This window comes from Castellaniella sp. (assembly GCF_041677825.1).
GTDB lineage: Bacteria > Pseudomonadota > Gammaproteobacteria > Burkholderiales > Burkholderiaceae_B > Castellaniella.
On sequence record NZ_JBAYPG010000001.1, the window covers coordinates 1 to 20812 of the forward strand.

Below are 20812 nucleotides of genomic sequence, written 5' to 3' on the forward strand. Positions count from 1 at the left end.
GGGTATCCGGAATTTCTGGTTGATAAAATGCCAAAGATGTAAAGAAGAAAATCTTTCTCAGCGGATTATCTGATTGATCCTCTTCAGCCTACTCTACTGCCAATTTTCTGTTTCCACCTTCGCCTGAGTCTTCATAGCGATGCTGACTAGGGAGGACAGCGAGAGCTGGGCAAGCGTCAAAGCGGTTCTGGTTCATGCGCAATCCGGACACCTGCACAACATTCCTCTTGTAAGAAACCGATCAAATTCTCTAGGTGCCCATACTCGGGTATACAGACAATCGTGCGGCTATGTTTCTCCTGCCGGATCAGCCCTACCTTGGCCATGCGCGCAAGGTGATGTGATAGCGTCGAAGCAGGAATACCCAGCCCCTTCTGGATATCTCCGACCGAAGCCCCATCATGGCCAGCTTTGACCAGAAAGCGGAACACGGACAGTCGGTGACTATTCCCTAGCTCAGCTAAGCTGGCTGCAACCTTTTCGTGATCCATAGCACGCCCCAATAATTCGATGTTTCTAGAATTATAGTTGACAGGTCGGATAAACGCAAGTAGACTGCGTACATCATTTCGATAAAACTAGAAATATAGGAGTAATATTGAATGTCACCTCAACTCCAAGACGCTCTAGGCATGTTCGCCTTTCTCGCTATCGAGCTATCGGTTTTATTCATTGGCATTAGCTTGCTGGTCGGAGTTCTTCAACGTCACATCCCACCATCCAAGGTGGAAGCGTTACTGACTTCCAGTGGGAAGCGAGGCTATTTTCTTGCTGCTGGTTTAGGAGCTATAACGCCCTTCTGTAGTTGCTCGACTGTCCCCATGTTGAAAGGGTTGATTCGGGCACGGGCCGGTTTTGGGCCGACGATGGTGTTTCTTTTCTCATCTCCGTTGCTGAATCCTATCGTCGTCAGCCTGCTGGTTGCCACGTTTGGATGGACACTTACTGCTATCTATGTGCTCGCCGCTTTGGTGGTCGCGGTAGGTGCCGGATGGCTGCTTCACACGCTTGGCTTCGAGCGTTATGTGCGCCGGACGGCGACACAAGAGAGCAGTGGATGTAGTTCATCAGCAAGCCCGTGCAGTGCTACATCGACCGCATCGAGTTGCGGCACCAACAGCTGCGACACCACTCCGAAGACGGCTTCTTGCGGGGCTGATAGGAAGACAACAGTCTCTACGTCTAGCGAATGCTGTGACAGTCAACCCACTGTCACGGTTAAGAAAGAAGGGAAGTACAGTGGTGTGTGGCGGGAAGCTTGGTCGGACTTTATCGATGTGTTGCCTTACCTGCTCATCGGTATTGCGATTGGCAGCGTGATCTATGGTTTCATGCCCACTGACTTATTGGCGCAGTATGCAGGCCCAGATAATCCCTTTGCCATTCCAGTTGCCGCTGTCATCGGCGTGCCGTTGTATATTCGCGCTGAAGCCGTCATACCTCTGGCAGCGGCTCTGATGGCCAAAGGCGTGGGTGCCGGGACGGTGCTAGCGTTGATCATCGGCAGTGCCGGAGCCAGCCTGACTGAGCTCATTCTGTTGCGCTCTTTGTTCACGCTGAAGCTTTTAGCGGCGTTTTTAGCAGTCATTTTTGCTATGGCGATGATTGCCGGTTACGCCACCTACCTGTTTTTCTGATCAAGGCGGGAGATGATTAATTCGTTAAGCCTTCCTGGGTACCAGTTGGTGGATTCTGATGAGCAGAATGAAGACATACATTTTCGGCTTGAAGCTCCTACACCAGTAGCCTGCGAGGGGTGCGGCGTGCAGGGTGAGTTCGTGCGGTTCGGCAAGCGTGATGTTCCCTATCGTGACCTGCCCATCCACGGCAAGCGGGTCACCCTCTGGGTAGTTCGTCGCCGGTACACCTGCCGGGCCTGCAAGACCACCTTCAGGCCCCAGCTACCGGAGATGGTGGACGGCTTCCGCATGACGCTGCGGTTGCATGAGTACGTGGAGAAGGAAGCCTTCAATCACCCCTACGCCTACGTGGCTGATACCACGGGCCTGGACGAGAAGACGGTACGCGACATTTTCAACGCCCGCGCCGAATTCCTGGGGCGCTGGCACCGCTTCGAGACGCCCCGCATTCTCGGCATTGACGAGTTGTACCTGAACAAGCGCTACCGCTGCATCCTGACCAACATCGAGGAGAGGACCCTGCTCGACCTGCTGGCCACCCGCCGTCAGGACGTGGTGACCAACTACCTGATGAAGATGAAAGACCGGCAGAAGGTCAAGATCGTCAGCATGGACATGTGGAATCCCTACCGAGCAGCGGTCAAGGCGGTGCTGCCACAGGCCCGCATCGTGGTCGATAAGTTCCATGTGGTGCGCATGGCCAACGATGCCCTGGAGAAGGTGCGCAAGGGCCTCAGGAAGGAGCTGATGCCCTCCCAGAGCCGAACCCTCAAGGGTGACCGGAAAATCCTGCTGAAACGCGCTCACGAAGTCTCAAACCGGGAACGCCTCATCATGGAGACCTGGACCGGCGCATTCCCACAACTGCTGGCCGCCTACGAGCACAAGGAACGTTTCTACGGCATCTGGGACGCTACCACACGGCCCCAGGCAGAAGCCGCCCTGGACGAGTGGATAGCCACCATCCCGAAGGGCCAGAAGGAAGTCTGGAGCGATCTGGTCAGGGCTGTAGGCAACTGGCGCGAAGAGATCATGACCTACTTCGAGACGGACATGCCCGTCACCAACGCTTACACGGAGTCCATCAACCGACTGGCCAAGGACAAGAACCGTGAAGGACGTGGTTACTCCTTCGAGGTGATGCGGGCACGAATGCTCTACACCACGAAGCACAAGAAGAAGGCCCCGACCGCGAAGGTCTCTCCGTTCTACAAGAAAACCATCGGTTACGGACTGCCGGACTTCGCAGAGGAACTCAACTACGGGGTCGATCTATCAACCATCTGATAATGGTATCAGGTTGGTGGGGTAAAGGTGCCCCATCAACCATTAAATCCGTATACCCCAAATTTTGTCGGCATGGGCCCGGGTCCTCTTGACATCCGCCCGTTCCTGGCACAGGCTATCCATCAGATACGCGACGCGCGCGCAAGGGGGTTGAACAAGGATCGGTTCCTTGCCCAGATGGACATGTTCGGACGCGAGCCGCTGGTGGATCGGTTCATTGATCTGCTGTGGACAAATATCCGGTCATTCAGGAAACTGGGCGAATCCCTGCGCGAGATGGCCGATTTCGTTCAGGTCGAGCAATCAAGAGCCAGTACGGCCGATATGTTCGGTGGCCCCAAAGCCACAATCGAAGATGTCATCGCGCGCGGTGAAAATTTGTTGAGGAATCGATATGGCGGAGAATCAACCCAAGAGGGCCTCTTCGGTGTGGAGCGACCCGAAGGCGGCGGACATGTTGCTGAAGGTCGGGCTGGCGGCGGGCAATCGGTTGCAGAACGACGAACCACCTCTGACGATGGCCAAGTACAAGAACCTGCTTCCGGATCAGAATCCGAAAGTGACCGAGTAGAGGAATCCAGTGGCACGCAAGACCTCTTCAATCAAGGGTTCGAGCTCGAACCTGGCGTATCTCACGCTGCCGGAAGGTCTGAACGTGCGCGCGCCCGGGGGGTTCTACCTGAATCCGGATCCGGTGCAGTACGGCTCCCAAGTCTTCGTTCCCGGGCAGCCGCCATCCTCGTCGAGCCAGAAGGTAGTGCCTTTGCGGTCCGCGTCGAAGCCAAGAAAATCCTGAATCTTCGAGTTCAGGACGGCGCGCTCACATCAGCCGCGGATGTGGCGAGTGCCATGGCAAGCATCCGCAAGCAGCCCCAGGAAAACCTGTTGGTGCTGCTCACCGACGAGAGCGACAAGCCGCTCAACATCCTGCGCCACAGCATCGGCAAGAAGGACGAAACGATCGTTGATCCAAGCATTGTGATCGGCCACGCGGCACGAGTACCGAAGGCCCGCAACATGTGGCTGGTACACAATCATCCGTCTGGCCTGTCCACGCTCTCCGGTGCCGACGTCAACATGTCGAAGACGATGGCCCGCCTGCTCGATGGGTCGGGCATCAGGTATCAAGGGCTCATGGCCGTTGGGCGCGACAGGTTCTCGCATGTGGATGCGCGTGGACACATCGTACAGGAGCGGGTTCGTCCCGTGCTGCGTTCCAGGCAGATCCCGGTGGTGGAGCGCGCCTTTGTGCGACGCGGCACCCTGGGCGCCGTCATCACGCCGCAGAATGTCGTCGATATCGCCGCCAAGGTGTCCGGCGGGAAGGATGGCGTGATGCTGCTCGATACGCAGTTGCAACCGACCGCGTTTCTGCCCATGACGGCAAATGAGATGGGCAAGCTGCGCGGCACGGGCGGCCTGGAGAAACTGCTGAGCGGTGTTGAAAAGTCCAATGCGAGCATGGCAATTACCGTGGTCCATGAGACCGAGAGTGCTGCGCAGGCGCGCAACCTGAATTCAGCGCTTGAGGCATCAGGCATCCGCGTACTGGATATTGTGGCCTCCGGCAAGCCGCTTACCCAGGTTGGACAAGCGCTTCGACGAACTGGCAACACGCCCTTCGAGTCCCGACAGCCCCGGCCCAGCGCCGGGGTTTCTGCTTCTGCCGCTGGCAAAGCAGCTGCGCAGTTCATGTCCAAGTTGCCTGGCGCAGCGCGCCTGAAAGTCATCGTCGTGCGGTCGCTAAAGGACATCCCTGAAGAATCGAAACCGTCAGACATGGCCGAGGGCGTCTACTACCCGGCCGGCGACGAAGGGCGAATTTATCTGGTGGCCGACAATCTGACAACGATGTTGCGCCTGCGCCAGGTGCTTGCCCATGAAGTGGTCGGACACTTTGGTGTGGAGGCCCTGCTGGGCCATCAGTTCGATGGCGTGCTTGCCGATGTGCGGCGCCTGGCGAGGGTCCCGCGTGGGCAACATGCCACCGGCGACGAGGAGCTGGGCGATGCAAACTATGCCACCATGGAAGCGGTGGGCATGCGTTACTCGGATTACGATGCCAAGGCCCGGGCCCGTGAAGTATTGGCCCGAATGGCTGAAGAGGGGCGGTTTCGCACGTTCCTTGCCACGGTCTACGCCAAGATCAGAAAGGCCTTGCGCGCGCTTGGGTTCGATCTGAAACTCACCACTGCCGATCTGCGCCAGATGGTGATTGACGCCGGCAAGTTCTTGCGCACAGCGCCTGCTGGGCAGGCATTTGCCAGGACACGCGCAGCTGCCGCATCAATGGCAGCGAGTGAAGGGGGTACCGAACCACGTACCGTCACGCAGCAGGCGCAGCGCGAAGAGAGGCAGACGGAACGGGCCTACGGTGGACGCCCCACCTATGACCGCGCCAGGGCCGCCGGGCGCACGAAGCTGAACTACCAGCAGTGGGTGCAAGTGAGGACGCCTGCCTTCAAGCAGTGGTTCGGCGACTGGGAGGCTGTGCGAGCGCAACAGCGGCTGGATGCAATGAAGCCCGTGACGGTGCGGGTACCGGATGAATGGCGCGGGCTGTCTCACAGCGAACTACGTCAGAGAATGGCCGAAAGCCTTGATCGGATGGTGCGAGATCGAACTGAAATTGAACATCCAGAGATCGGTCTCATTCGGGTTGGGCGCGCAGGAGCAAAGAAATCTACAGGCTCTGCCCGCGATCCAGCCAAGTCCCTTGTAGTCGCCGATATCGGGGCACTTATTCCAAAAACAATCTACGCACGTTCCGAGCATTCGTCTGGCGGAGACGGGCCCGATATTGCTGGCTATTCGACGCTGCTTGCGCGCGTCAGTGTTGATGAAGTACCGATGGTGGCTGCGTTCACCGTGCGGCATCAATCGGACGGGAAGTGGTACTACAACGCTGCGACGTTGCATGATGCCGACAAAAAAGCCCGGGATTCCTATGGGCGGCCTGACCACAGAAGCGGTTCAAGTTTCGCCCCTATCTCCGGGCTTGAGGACTTTATACGCCGCCCACTCGTCCGTGTCAACCCGACCGATGTGTCCGAAGCGGTGGATCCCGGTACCGGCGAGCCGCTGGTGGTGTATCACGGCACCTACGAAGATTTCACCACGTTCGAAACTGGCCACCCCGGAAGCGTTGGCGACTCGCCAAGCAATGCGTTCTACTTCACGCCGGATCCAACCGTAGCAAAGATGTACGTGCCCGGCGGCGATGTGATGCAGGTCTATCTGTCGGCAGAAAATCCGCTCGATTTGCGCACGCCAGAAGGGCTTGCTGCCTTGAATTCAGCCATAGAGGACGGCGAAGTGTCTGGCCCTCTGTACGGCCTAAAACCGAGTAAGGGATTCAAGAAAGGAAACCTGTGGGATCAGATCATGGAAATGGAGCCCAAGGAACCCAATGATCTGCTGAATGGCATTGCTGATTGGGCGCGCGACAACGGGTACGGTGGGCTTGTGTTCCGTGACGTGATCGAAGGAAACGAAGCTGATTCCTACGCGGTGTTCAGCCCAGAGCAGATCAAGAGCGCCACTGGAAACAGGGGCACGTTCAGTTCCGACAGCGCGAACATCACCGAGTCCCGCCGGGATGATGCGCCGGTGGACCTGCCTGATGCGATCGTCGGCCGCGCGCTGGGAGACGCCAGCAAGCATCCCGACTATGCGGCAGCAAAGGCTGGAGACACCGAGGCAGCGGCACGTCTGGTAAACGACCTGGTGACGCCGGAAATGATCACCAAGGTGCGAGATGCGCTGGGGGATAAGAAGCCGATTGTCGTTCCGGTTTTGGCTATTGAATCGACTGGTCAAAACAAAATTCCATTAGCGGTAGCTCACCGTGTGGCTGCGGCTTTTGGTCTTGATGTTGATTACGGCATTTTTCAATCTGTGAAAGCCGGGCGCACATCGCTCACCGGCCTGGATCGGATCTTCCAGCAGCCCGAGTTCGACGGCACAGTGCGGGCCGGCCAGCAATATTTGCTGGTGGATGACACACTGACGCAGGGCGGCACGATGGCGGCGCTCGCTTCTCACATTCGCCAGCATGGCGGCGATGTGGCAGGCGTTTTCGCGTTGACCGGGAAGCAATACAGTGCTACCTTGCGACTGTCACACGATACTTTGAAAACGTTGCGAGAACGCTATGGCGACATTGAAAACGAATTCCGCGCAGCAACCGGGCGAGGGTTCGACTCGCTCACAGAATCGGAAGGTCGATATCTTGCCACCCATGGAGCGCCTGACGTCATCCGAGCGAGAATCCTTGCTGAAGGACATGCGCGAAGCGGGGGCGTATTACAAAAAACTCTGGGGCCAGAAGATGATCGCCTGATCGCCCAGCAAAGTGACACCAAAGCCCCGCCAAGTGCGGGGCTTTCCAGTGATGGGCCACGAGAATCACGTGCGCGTGGCAACTCGACCGCACGCACCCAAAAGATGATGCGAGACAGGGCGCTGCATGAGTCTGGCATCTTTGCTGAAAAAGAGACGATCAAAGCGCGATTCAATCGCCTGACAGAGAATGCAAGGGCCAAGGCCATCCAGGGGCTATTCGATCACTTCTACTCGCTCAAATCGCTCGATGAGACCGCGTATATGCAAGCGCGCCTGTCGCGCGGCCATGAAGGTGCAGCCGAGTATCTGGTGCGCTTTGGGCCCGTAATCCTTCGTCAAGGGGCCATTGATGGTGTCAGGGGCAAGGGTCTTGCAGAGATCCTGGCTGATCTGGACGGGGAGCATGATCATTTCATGGCGTGGATCGCTGGCAATCGAGCTGAGCGGTTGATGTCAGAGGGGCGTGAAAACCTGTTCGATGTAGAAACCATTGCACGATTCAAAACGTTCAATACCGGCAAGATGTCCGATGGCCGCGACAGAGGACCCGTGTACGCACAAGCACTGAAGGAGCTGAATGTCCTGCAGAAATCCGTTCTTGATGTCGCAGAGAAGGCCGGACTCATCAATCGCGAATCCAGGATGCTCTGGGAGCACGAGTTCTACGTGCCGTTCTATCGGGCCATGGAGAGCGACAGCACCGGAATGATGGGCCCCGGACAGATAGGCGGCCTGGTGGGCCAGTACGCTTTCAAGCGGCTGAAGGGCGGAAAAGAGAAACTGAACGACCTGGTGGGCAATACGATTGCCAATTGGTCTCACCTGATATCGGCCAGTATGAAAAATCTGGCAGCGCAAAAGGCCATTGAGGCAGCCAGATCAATGGGGATAGCCACCCATGTGAATCATCCGACGAAAAATGGCGTGCGCATCATGTTCGATGGTCTGGATAGATACTTTGTTGTCGATGACCCGATGGTGCTCGAATCTCTGACGGCGTTGCATTGGAATGGCTTTGGCGGGCCTGCTTGGGAGGCCATGAAGAAAGCGCGTCACGCACTGACCATGGGCGTCACGCTTTCGCCAACATTCAGGATCAGGAATCTTCTGCGAGATACGCTGCAGGCCCTGGCCATTGAAAGCAACATCAGCGTAAATCCTGTGATGAATCTCGCAGTGGGCTGGGAAGCAACGAAATCCGGATCCGATACCATGCAACGGCTTTTGGCTGGAGGGGGAGCGATCAGATTTGGGTCCTTCAATGACGGCAATGCACGCAATGTCAAGCGCCTGGTGGACGAGCTTCAGATTGACAGGAATCAGGTGGTGACATCGCCACGGCAACTGATCAGGCTGCTCAAAGCATCATTCGATTGGTATCAGGAACTGGGTGATCGTGGAGAGACTGTAAACCGGGCGGCCATTTATGAGGCGGCAAGAAAAAATGGCAAGTCTCATCTTGAGGCCAGCTACCTGGCCCGAGATCTGATGGATTTCTCCAGCGTTGGGTCCTGGGCCAGTATCCGGATGCTTGCGCAGACCGTGTCGTTCATGAATGCCAGAATGCAGGGGATGTATCGCCTTGGTCGCAGTGCACATGAAAACTTCCCCAGATTCGCAGCGGTCACTGGGGTCATGGCGCTTGCTACCATCGGGCTGTACTTGGTCATGAGGGACGATAAGGACTACAAGGAATTGCCGGATTGGGCCAGGAACACATACTGGGCGTTCAAGATCCCGGGGATTGATCGGATGTTCTTTATACCAAAACCGTTCGAGGTTGGTGCGCTGGCCACCGTGCTCGAGCGTGGCGCTGAGCTTGCATTCTCCGGTGAAGACTACAGGCTTGGTGACTTCGCCCAGTCAACGCGGGGGGTCATAGAGGATCAATTGTCCATGAACCCGATACCATAATTGTTCAAGCCGGCGCTGGAGGCGTCGTTCAACTATGACCTGTTCAGGGAACGAGCCATAGATTCCCCGGCACAGCAACAGCTGCCGGCAGGTGAGCGACATACAGCCTCCACCAGCGCAGGAGCAATAGCTCTTGGGCGGGCAATCGATATATCGCCACAGCGCATCGAGTTTCTGATGTCTGGATACTTCGGATGGGTAGGCATCCAGGCCCTCAACGTAGCTGATTACCTTGCCCGTCCCATGCTCGATCTGCCCCAGAATCCACGCAAGGATCTGGGGCGCATGGACAACTGGTTCATCATGGGCGATTTCGTGAAAGATCCGAACGCGAGAACCAGCAAGTACATCCAGCGCTACTATGACATGCAGCGAGAGATCAATGAGGTCTATGCGGCCTACAATAACGCACGGAAGATGGGCGACTATGACCGGGCCCGCGAATTCGCGTCATCGGATCTGGCAAAGTATCATGGCATGGCCAAGGACGCCAACCGCACGATGGCCAAGATCACGGTCGAAATTCGCAGGCTGGAGAATGACCGCTCACTGAACATGGACGAAAAACGAGTGCGCCTGGATCGGCTGTATCTGGATAGGAACCGTTTGGCGGCGACGTTCGAAGAGAGCGTCAGTAGACAAGTGGGCCTGCAGGACACAAAAAGCCTGCACGAGGTGGGCCTGAAAACTACTGGATATAAGACAGTATCTAATATTTCGTCTAATACCGCAAAAAGCAAAGGGCTTCGGAATACTCCGAAACCCTTGTGTTTCCTGGCTCCCCGAACAGGGCTCGAACCTGTGACCTGCGGATTAACAGTCCGTCGCTCTACCGACTGAGCTATCGGGGATCGGTAAAGAAGCGAAACTATACCATGGAATTTTTGTGCTGTGCAATACAGCGACCGCGGCAGCTGCGTTCGAAGCGCCCGTATCCTACGAACCTGCCTGGCGGTGGATGTCGTGCGTGACAAAGCCTTCCGCGTTCTCCGGCATGTCGAGATAATGTGGTCGGGACAGCGTGCTGCGGATGTCCTGCAGGCCACTGTTCCAGTGTTCGCGCATGATGTTCGGCCCGAACTGGAAGTCGCGGAAATGCTGTTCGTAGGGCTTGTCGCGATAGATCAGGTGGATGATGTTGCTACGCTTGCTGCAGGCCAGTTTGGTGGCTTCCCGGCACAGCGGGTTGTTGTCGCGCTCTTCTTCGGGCAGTTGATCGAGCAATCGGCGCAGGACGCGCTGCACCTTGCGGTGGCGATGTACTTCGTCGGTCACCCAGCGTGTGCGGCTGGAATAGCGGATATCCTGGATGCGGTCGTTGACTTCGCCCAGATTGCGCGGCACCTGCCCCTGGGCAGACCAGAGGTCGACCTGAAAGACCAGCGTGTCCGCCTTCTGGTTCCGTTCAAGGATCCATGACAGGGGGGTATTGGATACCAGGCCGCCGTCCCAGTAGTATTCGCCTTCGATTTCGATGGCGGGAAACCCGGGGGGCAGGGCGCCCGAGGCCATGAAGTGCTCGGGCCGCAGCCGGGTGCTGCGGTTGTCGAAACAGACGAAGTTTCCGCTGCGCACGTTCACGGCGCCCACCGAGACGTGCAGACCGCTGTCGTTGATGCGGTCGAAATCACACAGGGATTCCAGCGTGGCCTTCAGCGGGCGGGTATCGTAATAGCCCACACTGGCCGGATCCTCGGCTTCGAATGGCAGTGGTACGGGCAGCCGGGGTTGAAAAAAGCCTTGCTGGCCAACCAGCAGGGCACTGCCGGCGTGCAGGGTACCCAGGAACTGCCGGGCGATGTCGTTGGTTTGGTACAGGCTGGCCAGCAGCACGGGGTTGCCCAGCGGGCCGATGTTGGGCTGGCAGATCGTATTCCAGAACTCGAGCAGGCGCTCGACCTGCCGCTCGGGCGGGTTGCCGGCAATCAGGGCGACATTGAGCGCGCCAATCGAAATGCCAGCCAGCGCAGTGAGCGTGATACCGGCTTCGGCCAGGCCCTGGTAGACCCCGGCCTGATAGGCGCCCAGGGCGCCCCCGCCCTGCAGCACCAGGGCACGCGTTTCGTAGGCCTCATGGCCGCGCGCAGCCTCTTTGGACAGGGTCGTGGCACGGGATTGTGCTGTTGTGTCCATCACCGAACTCGCCAGATCACCAGACGAACCAGGAGGCCGGGCTCTTCGTGAGTGCCACGCCCACGATGTAGGCGAAGACCGCGACCGCGACAAGGGCGGCGATCAGGCGGCTGCGTGGCGTGCGCCCGCGTTTGATGGCGATGGTACCCACCCCGATGTATACGATGAGCAGAACGATTTTCGTCAGGATCCAGGGTTGTTCGGGCCCGACCATGGCCGCCAGGATCACCCCGCAGACCAGCAGTATCGTGTCGATCACGTGGGGCAGGATGCGCACCACCCGGTTCTTCAGGTGCTCGGAGCCCACCACGGCCCAGTAGGCGCGCAGCGCGAACAGGAGGATGCTGAGCACCACGGCGGTGACGTGCAGGTGCTTGATCGGAAAATAATAGGCGGACATCGTATCAGTGCGGAACCATGCAGGCTCCAGTGTACTGCATGGTGCCCACCCGGCATGGCGCAGTGTCCACCTGGCAAGGCATCAGATCGCCTGCAATTGCCAGCCGCCCTGCTGGCCCGAAAGCACCAGTTCGAGGCCGTGGTGGCTGCGCAGCGTGCTGCGATGGCCCACGCTGATGACCCGGGTATCGGGCAGTTGCTGGCGCATCAGGCGGTACATCGCATGTTCCAGCCCTTCGTCCATGGCCGAGGTGGCCTCGTCCAGGAAGGCGGCCTGGGGCTGGGCGATGAGCAGGCGACCAAAGGCCAGGCGCTGTTGCTCGCCCAGAGAGAGAATGCGGCTCCAGTCGTCGACCACATCGAGCTTGGCACACAGGTGGCCCAGTTGCACCTGCTCGAGGATGGCTTCGTCCTGGCCGGCCGGGATGTCGTCGGCCGGCTGCGGGTAGTGCAGGGCCTGGCGCAGGGAGCCCAGAGGCAGGTAGGGCTTCTGGGCCAGGAACAGGCTGGCCCGGTCAGGCCGGATGATTTCGCCAGTGCTGTGTGGCCAGATCCCGGCGATGGTGCGCAGCAACGTGGTCTTGCCCGAGCCCGAGGGGCCGCGCACCAGCAAGGCTTCGCCCGATCCCACTTCGAGGTCCAGGTCCTTGATGAGCACGTGCCCGTCCGGACGGCACACGTTCACCTGCCTGAGCGCCAGGCGAGTGCCCTCTTCGCGCGTGTCGGGCAGGGGCAGCTGGCGCACCTGGTCGATCACGTCGTCAAAACCCGTCAGACGGTCCAGCGTGGCGCGATAGGTGGCAAAGCTGTCGTACACATTGCGAAAGAACGACAGGTTGTCCTGCAGGCGCCCGAATGCCTGGGCGGTCTGGATCAGGTCGCCCAGGCTGATCTGCTTGGAAAAGAAGCGTGCGGCCTGAATGATGAAAGGAAACACGACCGCGGTCTGGGTGACTACGAAATTGAAGCCCAGAAACTTCAAGGAACGGTAGATGATGTCCCACGCATTGCCGATGACTTCGGCAAACCAGTGCCGCAGGGTACGGCCTTCGACCTGCTCGCCGCGGTAGAAGGCGATGCTTTCGGCATATTCGCGGATGCGCACCAGGGCGTAGCGGTAGTCGGCGTTCAGTTTTTCATTGAGGAAATTCAGGCGGATCAGGGGCTTGCCGATCCAGATGGCCAGCAGGGTGGCCACGAACACGTAGATGAAGACCAGGAACACCATGGCCCGGGGGATTTCGTGGCCCAGCACGGTCATGGGCCCGGACAGGTTCCAGAGAATGACCGTGAAGGCAATGGTGGAGACCAGGGCGTTGATCAATCCGACGGCCAGGCTCATCGAGGTCTGCGCAAAACTGGTGATGTCCTGCTGGATGCGCTGATCCGGGTTGTCGGCCAGGTGGCTGAGCGCCTGCGAGCGATAGTAAGCCTGCTGCGCCATCCAGCGGGTGAGCAGGTGCTCGTTGAGCCATTCACGCCAGTGCACCACGAAGGCCTGCTGCACGTAGAAGTCGAACAGCGAACGGATCACGTGTATGGCGGCCAGGATCGCAAACAGCAGCATGGCTGCCCAGAAGCCGGCCGAATCCAGGTTCTGCAGGGCGCTGTACATGGTGTTGTACCAGTTCGAGAACAGCACATCGACGCGCACTGCGAACAAGGTCAGGAACAGGATCAGCGCAATCCCGGCCAATGGCTTCCAGCTGCGCCGCCAGGTGAAATAGGCCGCGCTGAGCTGCCAGAACTGCCGCCCCCAGCGAGTGTATCGCGTCAGGCCCACGCAGGCTGCGGCGCCCACCACGAGCGTCAAGGCGTAGGCCTTGGCGAGCCACAGGCTGCTTTCAATCAGGAGGTCTTGCCATTGCATGGGTCGAAGGGTCTGTTTGAGCTTGGATGTGGCCGCCATGGATGGCGTCCGGCGCAGGCATTTCAGGTTGGACGGGGGGACGCTGAAAAGGTTTCATCGTCGGGGCCGCGCGGCATCGCTGCAGCGCTGTGTGGCCGGATTGTGACTGTTTTTTGGAATCTTTGTCGGCGAGTTTGACGTATATCAGTGTTTACCCTAGTGAAACGCTCAACTTTTGCAGAAGCTTCGTGGATAATCCCGCCTGGCAAGTGGCATCGAGGCGATGCCGCGTCGGCAACCTCTGACGGCAATGGAAGGAGCGCTGTATGGGTGAGTATAGAAAACTATGGTGGACGCTGATTGGCGTTCTGGTGGTGGCTTTTGGCGTATTGGGCTGGATGGGCAAGGAAGTCTATCACCAGGCCCCACCCATCCCGGCACAGGTGGTCACGACGGACGGTCGCCTGCTGATGACGCACGACCGGATCCTGGACGGCCAGAGTGCCTGGCAGAGCGCTGGCGGCATGACGGTGGGTTCGATCTGGGGGCATGGTGCCTATCAGGCACCCGACTGGACGGCAGACTGGCTGCACCGTGAACTGACCGCGTGGCTGGACCTTGCTGCGCAAGAGCTGCATGGCGTCGATTTCGCACAGCTGGATGCGGATCAACAGGCCATGCTCGAGCGCAGGCTGAAGGACGAATATCGTCACAATACGCATGATACGGACACCGGGGTCGTGACGGTGTCCGGGCGCAGGGCGCAGGCCATGGCGCAGACCGCGGCTTATTACGACAAACTGTTTGGCGATGATGCGTCACTGCACGAAAGCCGCAAGAACTTTGCCATGAAAGAGGCGACCCTGCCGTCGCCCGAGGCGCGGGCGCGGCTGGCCGATTTCTTCTTCTGGACGGCCTGGGCGGCCGCCACCGAGCGTCCGGGCAGCGCGGCCACCTACACCAACAACTGGCCGCACGAGCCTTTGATCGACAACGTGCCCACGGCCGAGAACATGATCTGGTCCGTGGTCAGCATCATCTTGCTGATTGCCGGCGTGGGTCTGCTGGTGTGGGCCTGGGCCTTCATGCGCAAGGATCACGAGGACGATCCGGCACCGGCGCGCGATCCGATCCTGCAGTTGCCTCTGACCGCTTCGCAGCGGGCGCTGGGCAAGTACCTGTTCGTGGTGGTGGCGCTGTTCGTCACACAGATTTTCATCGGCGGCTTCACGGCGCACTATACGGTCGAAGGGCAGACGTTCTATGGGATCAATGTCTCCGAGTGGCTGCCGTATTCGCTCGTGCGCAGCTGGCACATCCAGGCGGCACTGTTCTGGATCGCCACCGGATTCCTGGCCGCGGGGCTGTTCCTGGTGCCCATCCTGAACGGGGGCAAGGATCCGAAGCACCAGAAGCTCGGCGTGGACGTGCTCTTCTGGGCCCTGATCGTGGTCGTGGTGGGGGCGTTCAGCGGCAATTTCGTCGCGCTGGCGCACCTGATTCCCGCCGAGTGGAATTTCTGGCTCGGGCATCAGGGCTATGAGTATGTCGAACTGGGGCGCCTGTGGCAGATCGGCAAGTTCCTGGGCATCGTGTTCTGGCTGTTCCTGATGCTGCGCGGCATAGTCCCGGCGCTGCGCCAGAAGGGCGACAAGAATCTGCTCGCGCTCTTCAGCGCCTCGGTCATCTGCATCGGGCTGTTCTACGGCGCCGGCCTGGCCTATGGTGAAAAGACGCACATCACCATCATGGAATACTGGCGCTGGTGGGTGGTGCACCTGTGGGTGGAGGGGTTCTTCGAAGTCTTTGCAACCACGGCGCTGGCCTTCATTTTTTCCACCATGGGCCTGGTCTCGAAAAAGGCGGCCACGACGGCCAGCCTGGCCGCCGCCGTGCTGTTCATGCTGGGGGGCACGCCGGGGACCATGCATCACCTGTATTTCTCCGGTACGACCACGCCCATCATGGCCATCGGTGCGGCCTTCAGTGCGCTGGAAGTGGTGCCACTGGTGGTGCTGGGCTATGAAGCCTGGGAAAACTGGCGCCTCAAGGCGCGCGCGCCCTGGATGGAAAACCTCCACTGGCCGCTCAAGTTCTTCATCGCGGTGGCCTTCTGGAACATGCTGGGTGCCGGGGTGTTCGGCTTCATGGTCAACCCGCCCATCGCGCTCTACTACATCCAGGGCCTGAATACCACGGCGGTGCATGCACATGCGGCACTTTTCGGGGTGTATGGTTTCCTGGCGCTGGGCTTTACCCTGTTCGTGCTGCGCTACATCCGTCCGAACATGCAGTTCAACAACGGCCTGATGAATACCGCATTCTGGTCCATGAACATCGGCCTGGTGATGATGATCGTGTTCAGCCTGCTGCCGATCGGGTTGATGCAGTTTCACGCGAGCTTCAGCGTGGGGACATGGTGGGCACGGGGTGAAACCTTCATGCAACAGGACATTCTGAAGACCCTGCGCTGGGCACGGACCTTCGGCGACGTGGTCTTCATCGTGGGCGGGCTGGGCGTGATGTGGCAGGTGGTCACGGCCTTGCTGGGTCGCCAGCCGGCTTCCGCCGATGCGCGTCTGGCCACGCAGCGCAGCTGAATCGAGGGTTTATAATCCGAGCCATTCCTGGGGCCTGTTCAAGGCCCCATTCTGATGGACGAAAACCCACATGTTTGCCATTCATGAGGCCTGGAAAGCAGGTTTGCTGGCGCCCCGCAACTGGGCCCGTAATATCGTTGCGGGGGTGATCGTAGGCGTGGTGGCGCTGCCGCTGGCCATGGCATTTGCCATCGCATCGGGGGTCAAGCCCGAACAGGGGCTGTACACGGCCATCGTGGCCGGTATCGTGGTGTCGCTCTTTGGCGGCAGCCGGGTGCAGATCGCCGGCCCTACGGGCGCCTTCATCGTCATCCTTTCGGGTGTGGTGGCGGATCACGGTGTAGCCGGGCTGCAACTGGCCACACTGATGGCCGGCGTGATGCTGCTGGCCTTCGGTCTGGTGCGCATGGGCGGTGTGATTCGCTACATCCCCCTGCCTGTCATTCTGGGTTTCACGGCGGGTATCGGGGTCATCATCTGGGTGGGGCAGTGGCAGGCGTTCTTCGGCTTGCCGCCGGTCGAAGGGCGGCATTTCCATGAAAAACTGATCTTCCTGATCGAAGCGTTCCCGCAGATCGACTGGGTCACCACCGCGATCGGGCTGGGTTCGCTGGCCCTGGTGCTGCTGCCCAAATGGGTGGCTGTGCTGCGCAATGTGCCCGGGCCGTTGCTGGCGCTGGTCGCTGCCACCGTGTTGCAGTCATTGGCACAGTTCAGCCATGTGGCCACCATCGGCTCCACATTCGGCGAACTGCCCACGGGCCTGCCCATGCCGCATGTGCCCGACTGGTCCTTCGATCAGGTCGTGGTCCTGATCGGCCCGGCCTTCACGATTGCCTTGCTGGGGGCCATCGAGTCCCTGCTCTCGGCGGTGGTGGCCGATGCCATGGCCGATACGCGGCATGACTCGAATACCGAGCTGGTGGGGCAGGGCCTGGCCAATATCCTGTGCCCGCTGATGGGCGGCATTGCGGCCACTGGCGCCATTGCCCGTACGGCCACCAATATCCGCAGTGGCGGCAATTCGCCACTGGCCGGAGTGGTGCATTCGCTGCTGCTGATCCTGGTGGTGCTGGTGCTCGCCCCGCTGGCGAGCAATATCCCCTTGGCAACGCTGGCATCCATCCTGTTTCTGGTGGCCTGGAACATGAGCGAACTGCACCGGATACGTGAAATCCTGCGCAAGGCGCCGCGTGCCGACATCGCCATCCTGGCCATCACTTTTTTCCTGACGGTGTTCGCCGATCTGGTGGTGGCGGTCAATATCGGCATCGTGCTGGCCATCCTGCAATTCCTGCGCCGCATGGCCGGCAGCTTCAGGATCGAGGTGCTGCACCCGCACCGGCATGGGGCCGGAGCGGACGCCCACCCCGAGCAACCCAATCCGCTGGTGTTCCGCATTCACGGGCCGCTGTTCTTTGCCGCAGTGGATCCTTTGCGGGCCGCCCTCAAGCCTGTGGGCACGCGCCCCTGGATCCTGTGCCTCGAACAGGTGCCTTTTGCCGATGTCACGGCGATGCAGGCGCTGGATGATGCCGTGGCCGAGGCGCGCAGCCACGGAGTGCGCGTGCTGATTGCGGGCGCCAATGACCGCATTCAGCGCAAATTGCAGCGCATGGGCACACTCGGCAGGCTCGAGTCAGGCGCGTTTCAGCCCAGCCTGGAACACGCGCTGCAGCGCCTTCAGCATCATGGTGCCGGGTCGGCCCAGGGCACCGGGCCGGGGGCGCTGGCGCCATCATAGCTGTGTACTGGCAAACGTATCCTCGTCCATGAAGACATAGCGCACGGCGTCGATCAGCCCGAGCAGGGCGCTCAGTGGCATGAAGATCCAGGCCAGAAACATGTACAGCAGGCCCCAGCCCACCTGGCCGAGGTAAAAGCGGTGGATGCCCAACCAGCCCAGCAAGACGGCCAGTACGATGGCAATGCGCCGCTGGGTGGCGGGCTGGCCCAGCGACTGGCCATGCGAACGCAGGATCCACAGGCTGATGGGGATGGTCAGTACCAGGGCCAGCAGCACTTTGCCGCCGTTGGTCTGCAGGTAGGCCAACAGCGCCCTGCGCAGTTCATCGACGTTGCGGATCAGCAGGCCGGTCAGGTCGGACAGCCAGGCGAGCAGCTGGGCAAAGACGGTCTCACCCAGGGTCAGGGCGATCAGGATGACGAAGAAGATCGCTGTGACGAGGATGATTTTCCTGGGCATTTCAGTCTGTGCAGGCCTGGCGTATGGCGTGGTCCCAGGCGGCCAGGCGTTCGGCCGCCTGGTCGCGTGGCATGAGAGGGTCGAACTGGCGTTCGATGCGCCAGAGGGATTCCAGCTCGTCGAGACCGCCGTAGATGCCCGATTGTAGCCCCGCCAGAAAGGCCGCGCCCAGTGCCGTGGTTTCAATCATGGTGGGCCTGAGCACGGGGATGCCGAGCAGATCGGCCTGGAACTGCATCAGCAGGTCGTTCACGCTGGCCCCGCCATCGACCCGCAGGGCCTGCATGGGTGCCGCATGGGCCGCCCGGGCATCGCGCTCCATGGCCTGCAGCAGCGCAGCGCTCTGGTAGGCGATGCTCTCGAGCGCCGCGCGCGCGATATGGGCCATGGTGCTGCCGCGGGTCAGGCCGGTGATGGTGCCCCGGGCGTCGGGGTTCCACCACGGCGCGCCCAGACCGGTGAAGGCGGGTACGAGCATTACCCCGCCGGCATCGGGGACGCTGCGTGCCAGCGCCTCGATGTCGCTGCTGTGCACAAAGGCGCGCAGGCCGTCACGCAGCCACTGCACGACCGCGCCGCCAACGAACACGCTGCCTTCGAGCGCAAAGGCCGGCGCGGTGTCGGGCTGGGCAGCGCGCGTGGTGACCAGGCCGTTGTCCGACAGGCGGAAGTGCTCACCGATGTTCATCAGCATGAAGCAGCCGGTGCCATAGGTGTTCTTGGCCGTGCCCGCCCGGAAGCAGGCCTGGCCGAAGAGGGCGCTTTGCTGGTCGCCAGCGACCCCGCAGATCGGGACGGCGCGTCCGAGCCACTGTGGATCGGCCTGGCCGAAATCGGCGGTGGATGGCAGGATCTCGGGCATCATGGCGGCCGGAATGTCGAGACAGGCGAGCAGGTCAGCGTCCCAGTGGCCGGTGTGGACGTTCATGAGCAGGGTACGGGCCGCGTTGCTGATGTCGGTCAGGTGGCAGCGGCCGGCCGTCAGTTGCCAGATCAGCCAGCTGTCCACGGTGCCGAACAGCAGTTCACCGGCCTGGGCCCGGGCGCGGGCGCCGGGCACATGATCGAGGATCCATTTCAGCTTGGTGGCCGAGAAATAGGCGTCGATGCGCAAGCCCGTCTTGTGCAGGATGTCGGCCTCCAGGCCCTGGGCCCGCAGCGCTGCGCAGGTGGGTTCGGCACGCCTGTCCTGCCAGACGATGGCGTTGTGGACGGGGGCGCCGGTGTTCCGGTCCCAGACCAGGGTGGTTTCGCGCTGGTTGGTGATGCCGATACCGGCCAGCTCGCTGGCCTGGATGCCGGCGCGCGCGACCGCTTCGCGCAGAGTTTCCTGCTGCGTGTGCCAGATGTCCATGGGGTCGTGCTCCACCCAGCCTGGTTGCGGGTAGTGCTGTGCGAACTCGCGCTGCGACAGGCCCACGATGCGCCCGCGCGTATCGAATACGATGCTGCGGGTGCTGGAGGTGCCCTGGTCCAGGGCCAGAAGATAGCTCATGTGGTGTACCTCGGGGTTGTTCGCCAGAAGGCTGGGTGCGTCGTGTGCATCGAACCGTGTATCGAACCGTGTGCACGCTGCGTCAGGCCGTGATCACGCAATCCACCCCGGCCGCCTGGAGCAGTTCGGGGAAAGGCGCCGGCGGTTCGGCATTGGTGAACAGGCGGTCGATGTCGGCCAGTTCGCCCAGCCGCACCATGGCGGGCCGATGGAACTTGCTGACATCGGCGGCCAGCCAGACTTCACGTGCCGACTGCATGATGGCCTGGGCCACCTTGATTTCGCGGTAGTCATAATCGCGCAATGTACCATCGCCCTCGATGCCGGAAATGCCGATCAGCGCGATGTCGACCCGGAACTGGCGGATGAATTCGACCGTGGCCTCGCCGACGATGCCGTAATCGCGCGCGCGCACGCTGCCGCCCGCGAGGATGACCTCGCAGCTGGCCTGGGGCGCCAGTGTATAGGCCACGTTCATGTTGTTGGTGACCACGCGCAGGCCCGTGTGGTGGGTGAGCGCCCGGGCAACGGCTTCGGCCGTGGTGCCGATATTGATGATGAGCGAGCAGTCATTGGGGATTTCGCGCGCGATGGCGCGGGCGATGTCTTCCTTGCTTTCGGCGTTCAACTGAGCGCGCTGCTGGTAGGCGATGTTCTCGGTGGTCGAGTTGGGCAGGCGCACCCCGCCGTGAAAGCGCACCAGCAAATGCGCCTCGGCCAGTCTTTGAACGTCGCGGCGTACGGTCTGCACGGTCACGTCCAGCTCGCTGGCCAGGGTTTCGAGGCTGCAGGAACCGGAGCCATGCAGGATTTTCAGCAGCTTCATCTGTCTTGGGTTGGGACTCATCGGGCCTCTCCGTGGACCAGTCGGTATGCTGGAGACATGGTACAACGAAAGAAAAAGAGCAAATGTCGGGGTTTATATCTACTGAAATATATGGGTAA

Annotated in this window: 11 protein-coding genes, 1 tRNA gene and 1 pseudogene; 5 read left to right on the forward strand and 8 right to left on the reverse strand. The window is 60.4% G+C overall.

The window, feature by feature from the left end:
• Positions 1-176: 176 nt before the first annotated feature.
• On the reverse strand, positions 177-491 hold the full coding sequence (locus WCY17_RS00005) for a helix-turn-helix transcriptional regulator (RefSeq protein WP_000349485.1): 315 nt from the start codon (positions 489-491) through the stop codon (positions 177-179).
• A 111-nt stretch (positions 492-602) separates the two neighbouring features.
• Between WCY17_RS00005 and WCY17_RS00010 the strand changes: the two genes are divergently transcribed.
• The 3 genes and pseudogenes from WCY17_RS00010 to WCY17_RS00020 form a co-directional block, all read left to right on the forward strand.
• On the forward strand, positions 603-1637 hold the full coding sequence (locus tag WCY17_RS00010) for a permease (RefSeq protein ID WP_372700111.1): 1035 nt from the start codon (positions 603-605) through the stop codon (positions 1635-1637).
• A gap of 12 nt (positions 1638-1649) precedes the next feature.
• The gene (locus WCY17_RS00015; protein WP_011872831.1) at positions 1650-2927 is read left to right on the forward strand and encodes an ISL3 family transposase; all 1278 of its coding nucleotides are present in this window, start codon (positions 1650-1652) and stop codon (positions 2925-2927) included.
• Positions 2928-3251: 324 nt separating this feature from the next.
• Positions 3252-9422, forward strand: a pseudogene (locus WCY17_RS00020) (LPD38 domain-containing protein); the annotation flags it as partial.
• Positions 9423-9960: 538 nt separating this feature from the next.
• Here WCY17_RS00020 and WCY17_RS00025 read toward each other — a convergent pair.
• The 4 genes from WCY17_RS00025 to WCY17_RS00040 form a co-directional block, all read right to left on the reverse strand.
• Positions 9961-10036, reverse strand: a tRNA-Asn gene (locus tag WCY17_RS00025).
• An 85-nt stretch (positions 10037-10121) separates the two neighbouring features.
• A complete protein-coding gene (locus WCY17_RS00030) occupies positions 10122-11318 on the reverse strand; it encodes a DUF3734 domain-containing protein (protein ID WP_372700302.1) in 1197 nt (398 codons plus the stop codon).
• Positions 11319-11334: 16 nt separating this feature from the next.
• The gene (locus WCY17_RS00035) at positions 11335-11718 is read right to left on the reverse strand and encodes a SirB2 family protein (RefSeq protein ID WP_372700112.1); all 384 of its coding nucleotides are present in this window, start codon (positions 11716-11718) and stop codon (positions 11335-11337) included.
• Positions 11719-11799: 81 nt separating this feature from the next.
• The gene (locus WCY17_RS00040) at positions 11800-13587 is read right to left on the reverse strand and encodes an ABC transporter ATP-binding protein/permease (RefSeq protein WP_372700113.1); all 1788 of its coding nucleotides are present in this window, start codon (positions 13585-13587) and stop codon (positions 11800-11802) included.
• Between the two features lie 305 nt (positions 13588-13892).
• On the opposite strand from WCY17_RS00040, the gene WCY17_RS00045 reads away from it, so the two are divergent.
• Positions 13893-16166 carry a nitric-oxide reductase large subunit gene (locus WCY17_RS00045; RefSeq protein WP_372700114.1) on the forward strand — a complete coding sequence of 758 codons (2274 nt, stop codon included), beginning with the start codon at positions 13893-13895 and terminating at the stop codon, positions 16164-16166.
• 70 nt (positions 16167-16236) lie between these two features.
• A complete protein-coding gene (locus WCY17_RS00050) occupies positions 16237-17910 on the forward strand; it encodes a SulP family inorganic anion transporter (RefSeq protein WP_372700115.1) in 1674 nt (557 codons plus the stop codon).
• Here the strand turns inward: WCY17_RS00050 and WCY17_RS00055 are convergent.
• From WCY17_RS00055 to WCY17_RS00065, 3 genes are all read right to left on the reverse strand, one after another.
• Complete coding sequence (locus WCY17_RS00055) at positions 17905-18372, reverse strand: TM2 domain-containing protein (RefSeq protein WP_372700116.1); 468 nt, start codon at positions 18370-18372, stop codon at positions 17905-17907. The two genes, WCY17_RS00050 and WCY17_RS00055, sit on opposite strands and share 6 nt — an antisense overlap.
• A 1-nt stretch (position 18373) precedes the next feature.
• On the reverse strand, positions 18374-19867 hold the full coding sequence (gene glpK, locus WCY17_RS00060) for a glycerol kinase GlpK (RefSeq protein ID WP_372700117.1): 1494 nt from the start codon (positions 19865-19867) through the stop codon (positions 18374-18376).
• An 82-nt stretch (positions 19868-19949) separates the two neighbouring features.
• On the reverse strand, positions 19950-20714 hold the full coding sequence (locus WCY17_RS00065) for a DeoR/GlpR family DNA-binding transcription regulator (protein ID WP_372700118.1): 765 nt from the start codon (positions 20712-20714) through the stop codon (positions 19950-19952).
• Between the last annotated feature and the right edge of the window lie 98 nt (positions 20715-20812).

Coding starts and splice junctions, on each gene's coding strand:
- WCY17_RS00055 (WP_372700116.1), bottom strand. CDS start 18,372: ATGCCCAGGAAAATCATCCTCGTCACAGCGATCTTCTTCGTCATCCTG.
- WCY17_RS00045 (WP_372700114.1), top strand. CDS start 13,893: ATGGGTGAGTATAGAAAACTATGGTGGACGCTGATTGGCGTTCTGGTG.
- WCY17_RS00040 (WP_372700113.1), bottom strand. CDS start 13,587: ATGCAATGGCAAGACCTCCTGATTGAAAGCAGCCTGTGGCTCGCCAAG.
- WCY17_RS00065 (WP_372700118.1), bottom strand. CDS start 20,714: ATGAGTCCCAACCCAAGACAGATGAAGCTGCTGAAAATCCTGCATGGC.
- WCY17_RS00050 (WP_372700115.1), top strand. CDS start 16,237: ATGTTTGCCATTCATGAGGCCTGGAAAGCAGGTTTGCTGGCGCCCCGC.
- WCY17_RS00005 (WP_000349485.1), bottom strand. CDS start 491: ATGGATCACGAAAAGGTTGCAGCCAGCTTAGCTGAGCTAGGGAATAGT.
- glpK (WP_372700117.1), bottom strand. CDS start 19,867: ATGAGCTATCTTCTGGCCCTGGACCAGGGCACCTCCAGCACCCGCAGC.
- WCY17_RS00030 (WP_372700302.1), bottom strand. CDS start 11,318: ATGGACACAACAGCACAATCCCGTGCCACGACCCTGTCCAAAGAGGCT.
- WCY17_RS00035 (WP_372700112.1), bottom strand. CDS start 11,718: ATGTCCGCCTATTATTTTCCGATCAAGCACCTGCACGTCACCGCCGTG.
- WCY17_RS00010 (WP_372700111.1), top strand. CDS start 603: ATGTCACCTCAACTCCAAGACGCTCTAGGCATGTTCGCCTTTCTCGCT.
- WCY17_RS00015 (WP_011872831.1), top strand. CDS start 1,650: ATGATTAATTCGTTAAGCCTTCCTGGGTACCAGTTGGTGGATTCTGAT.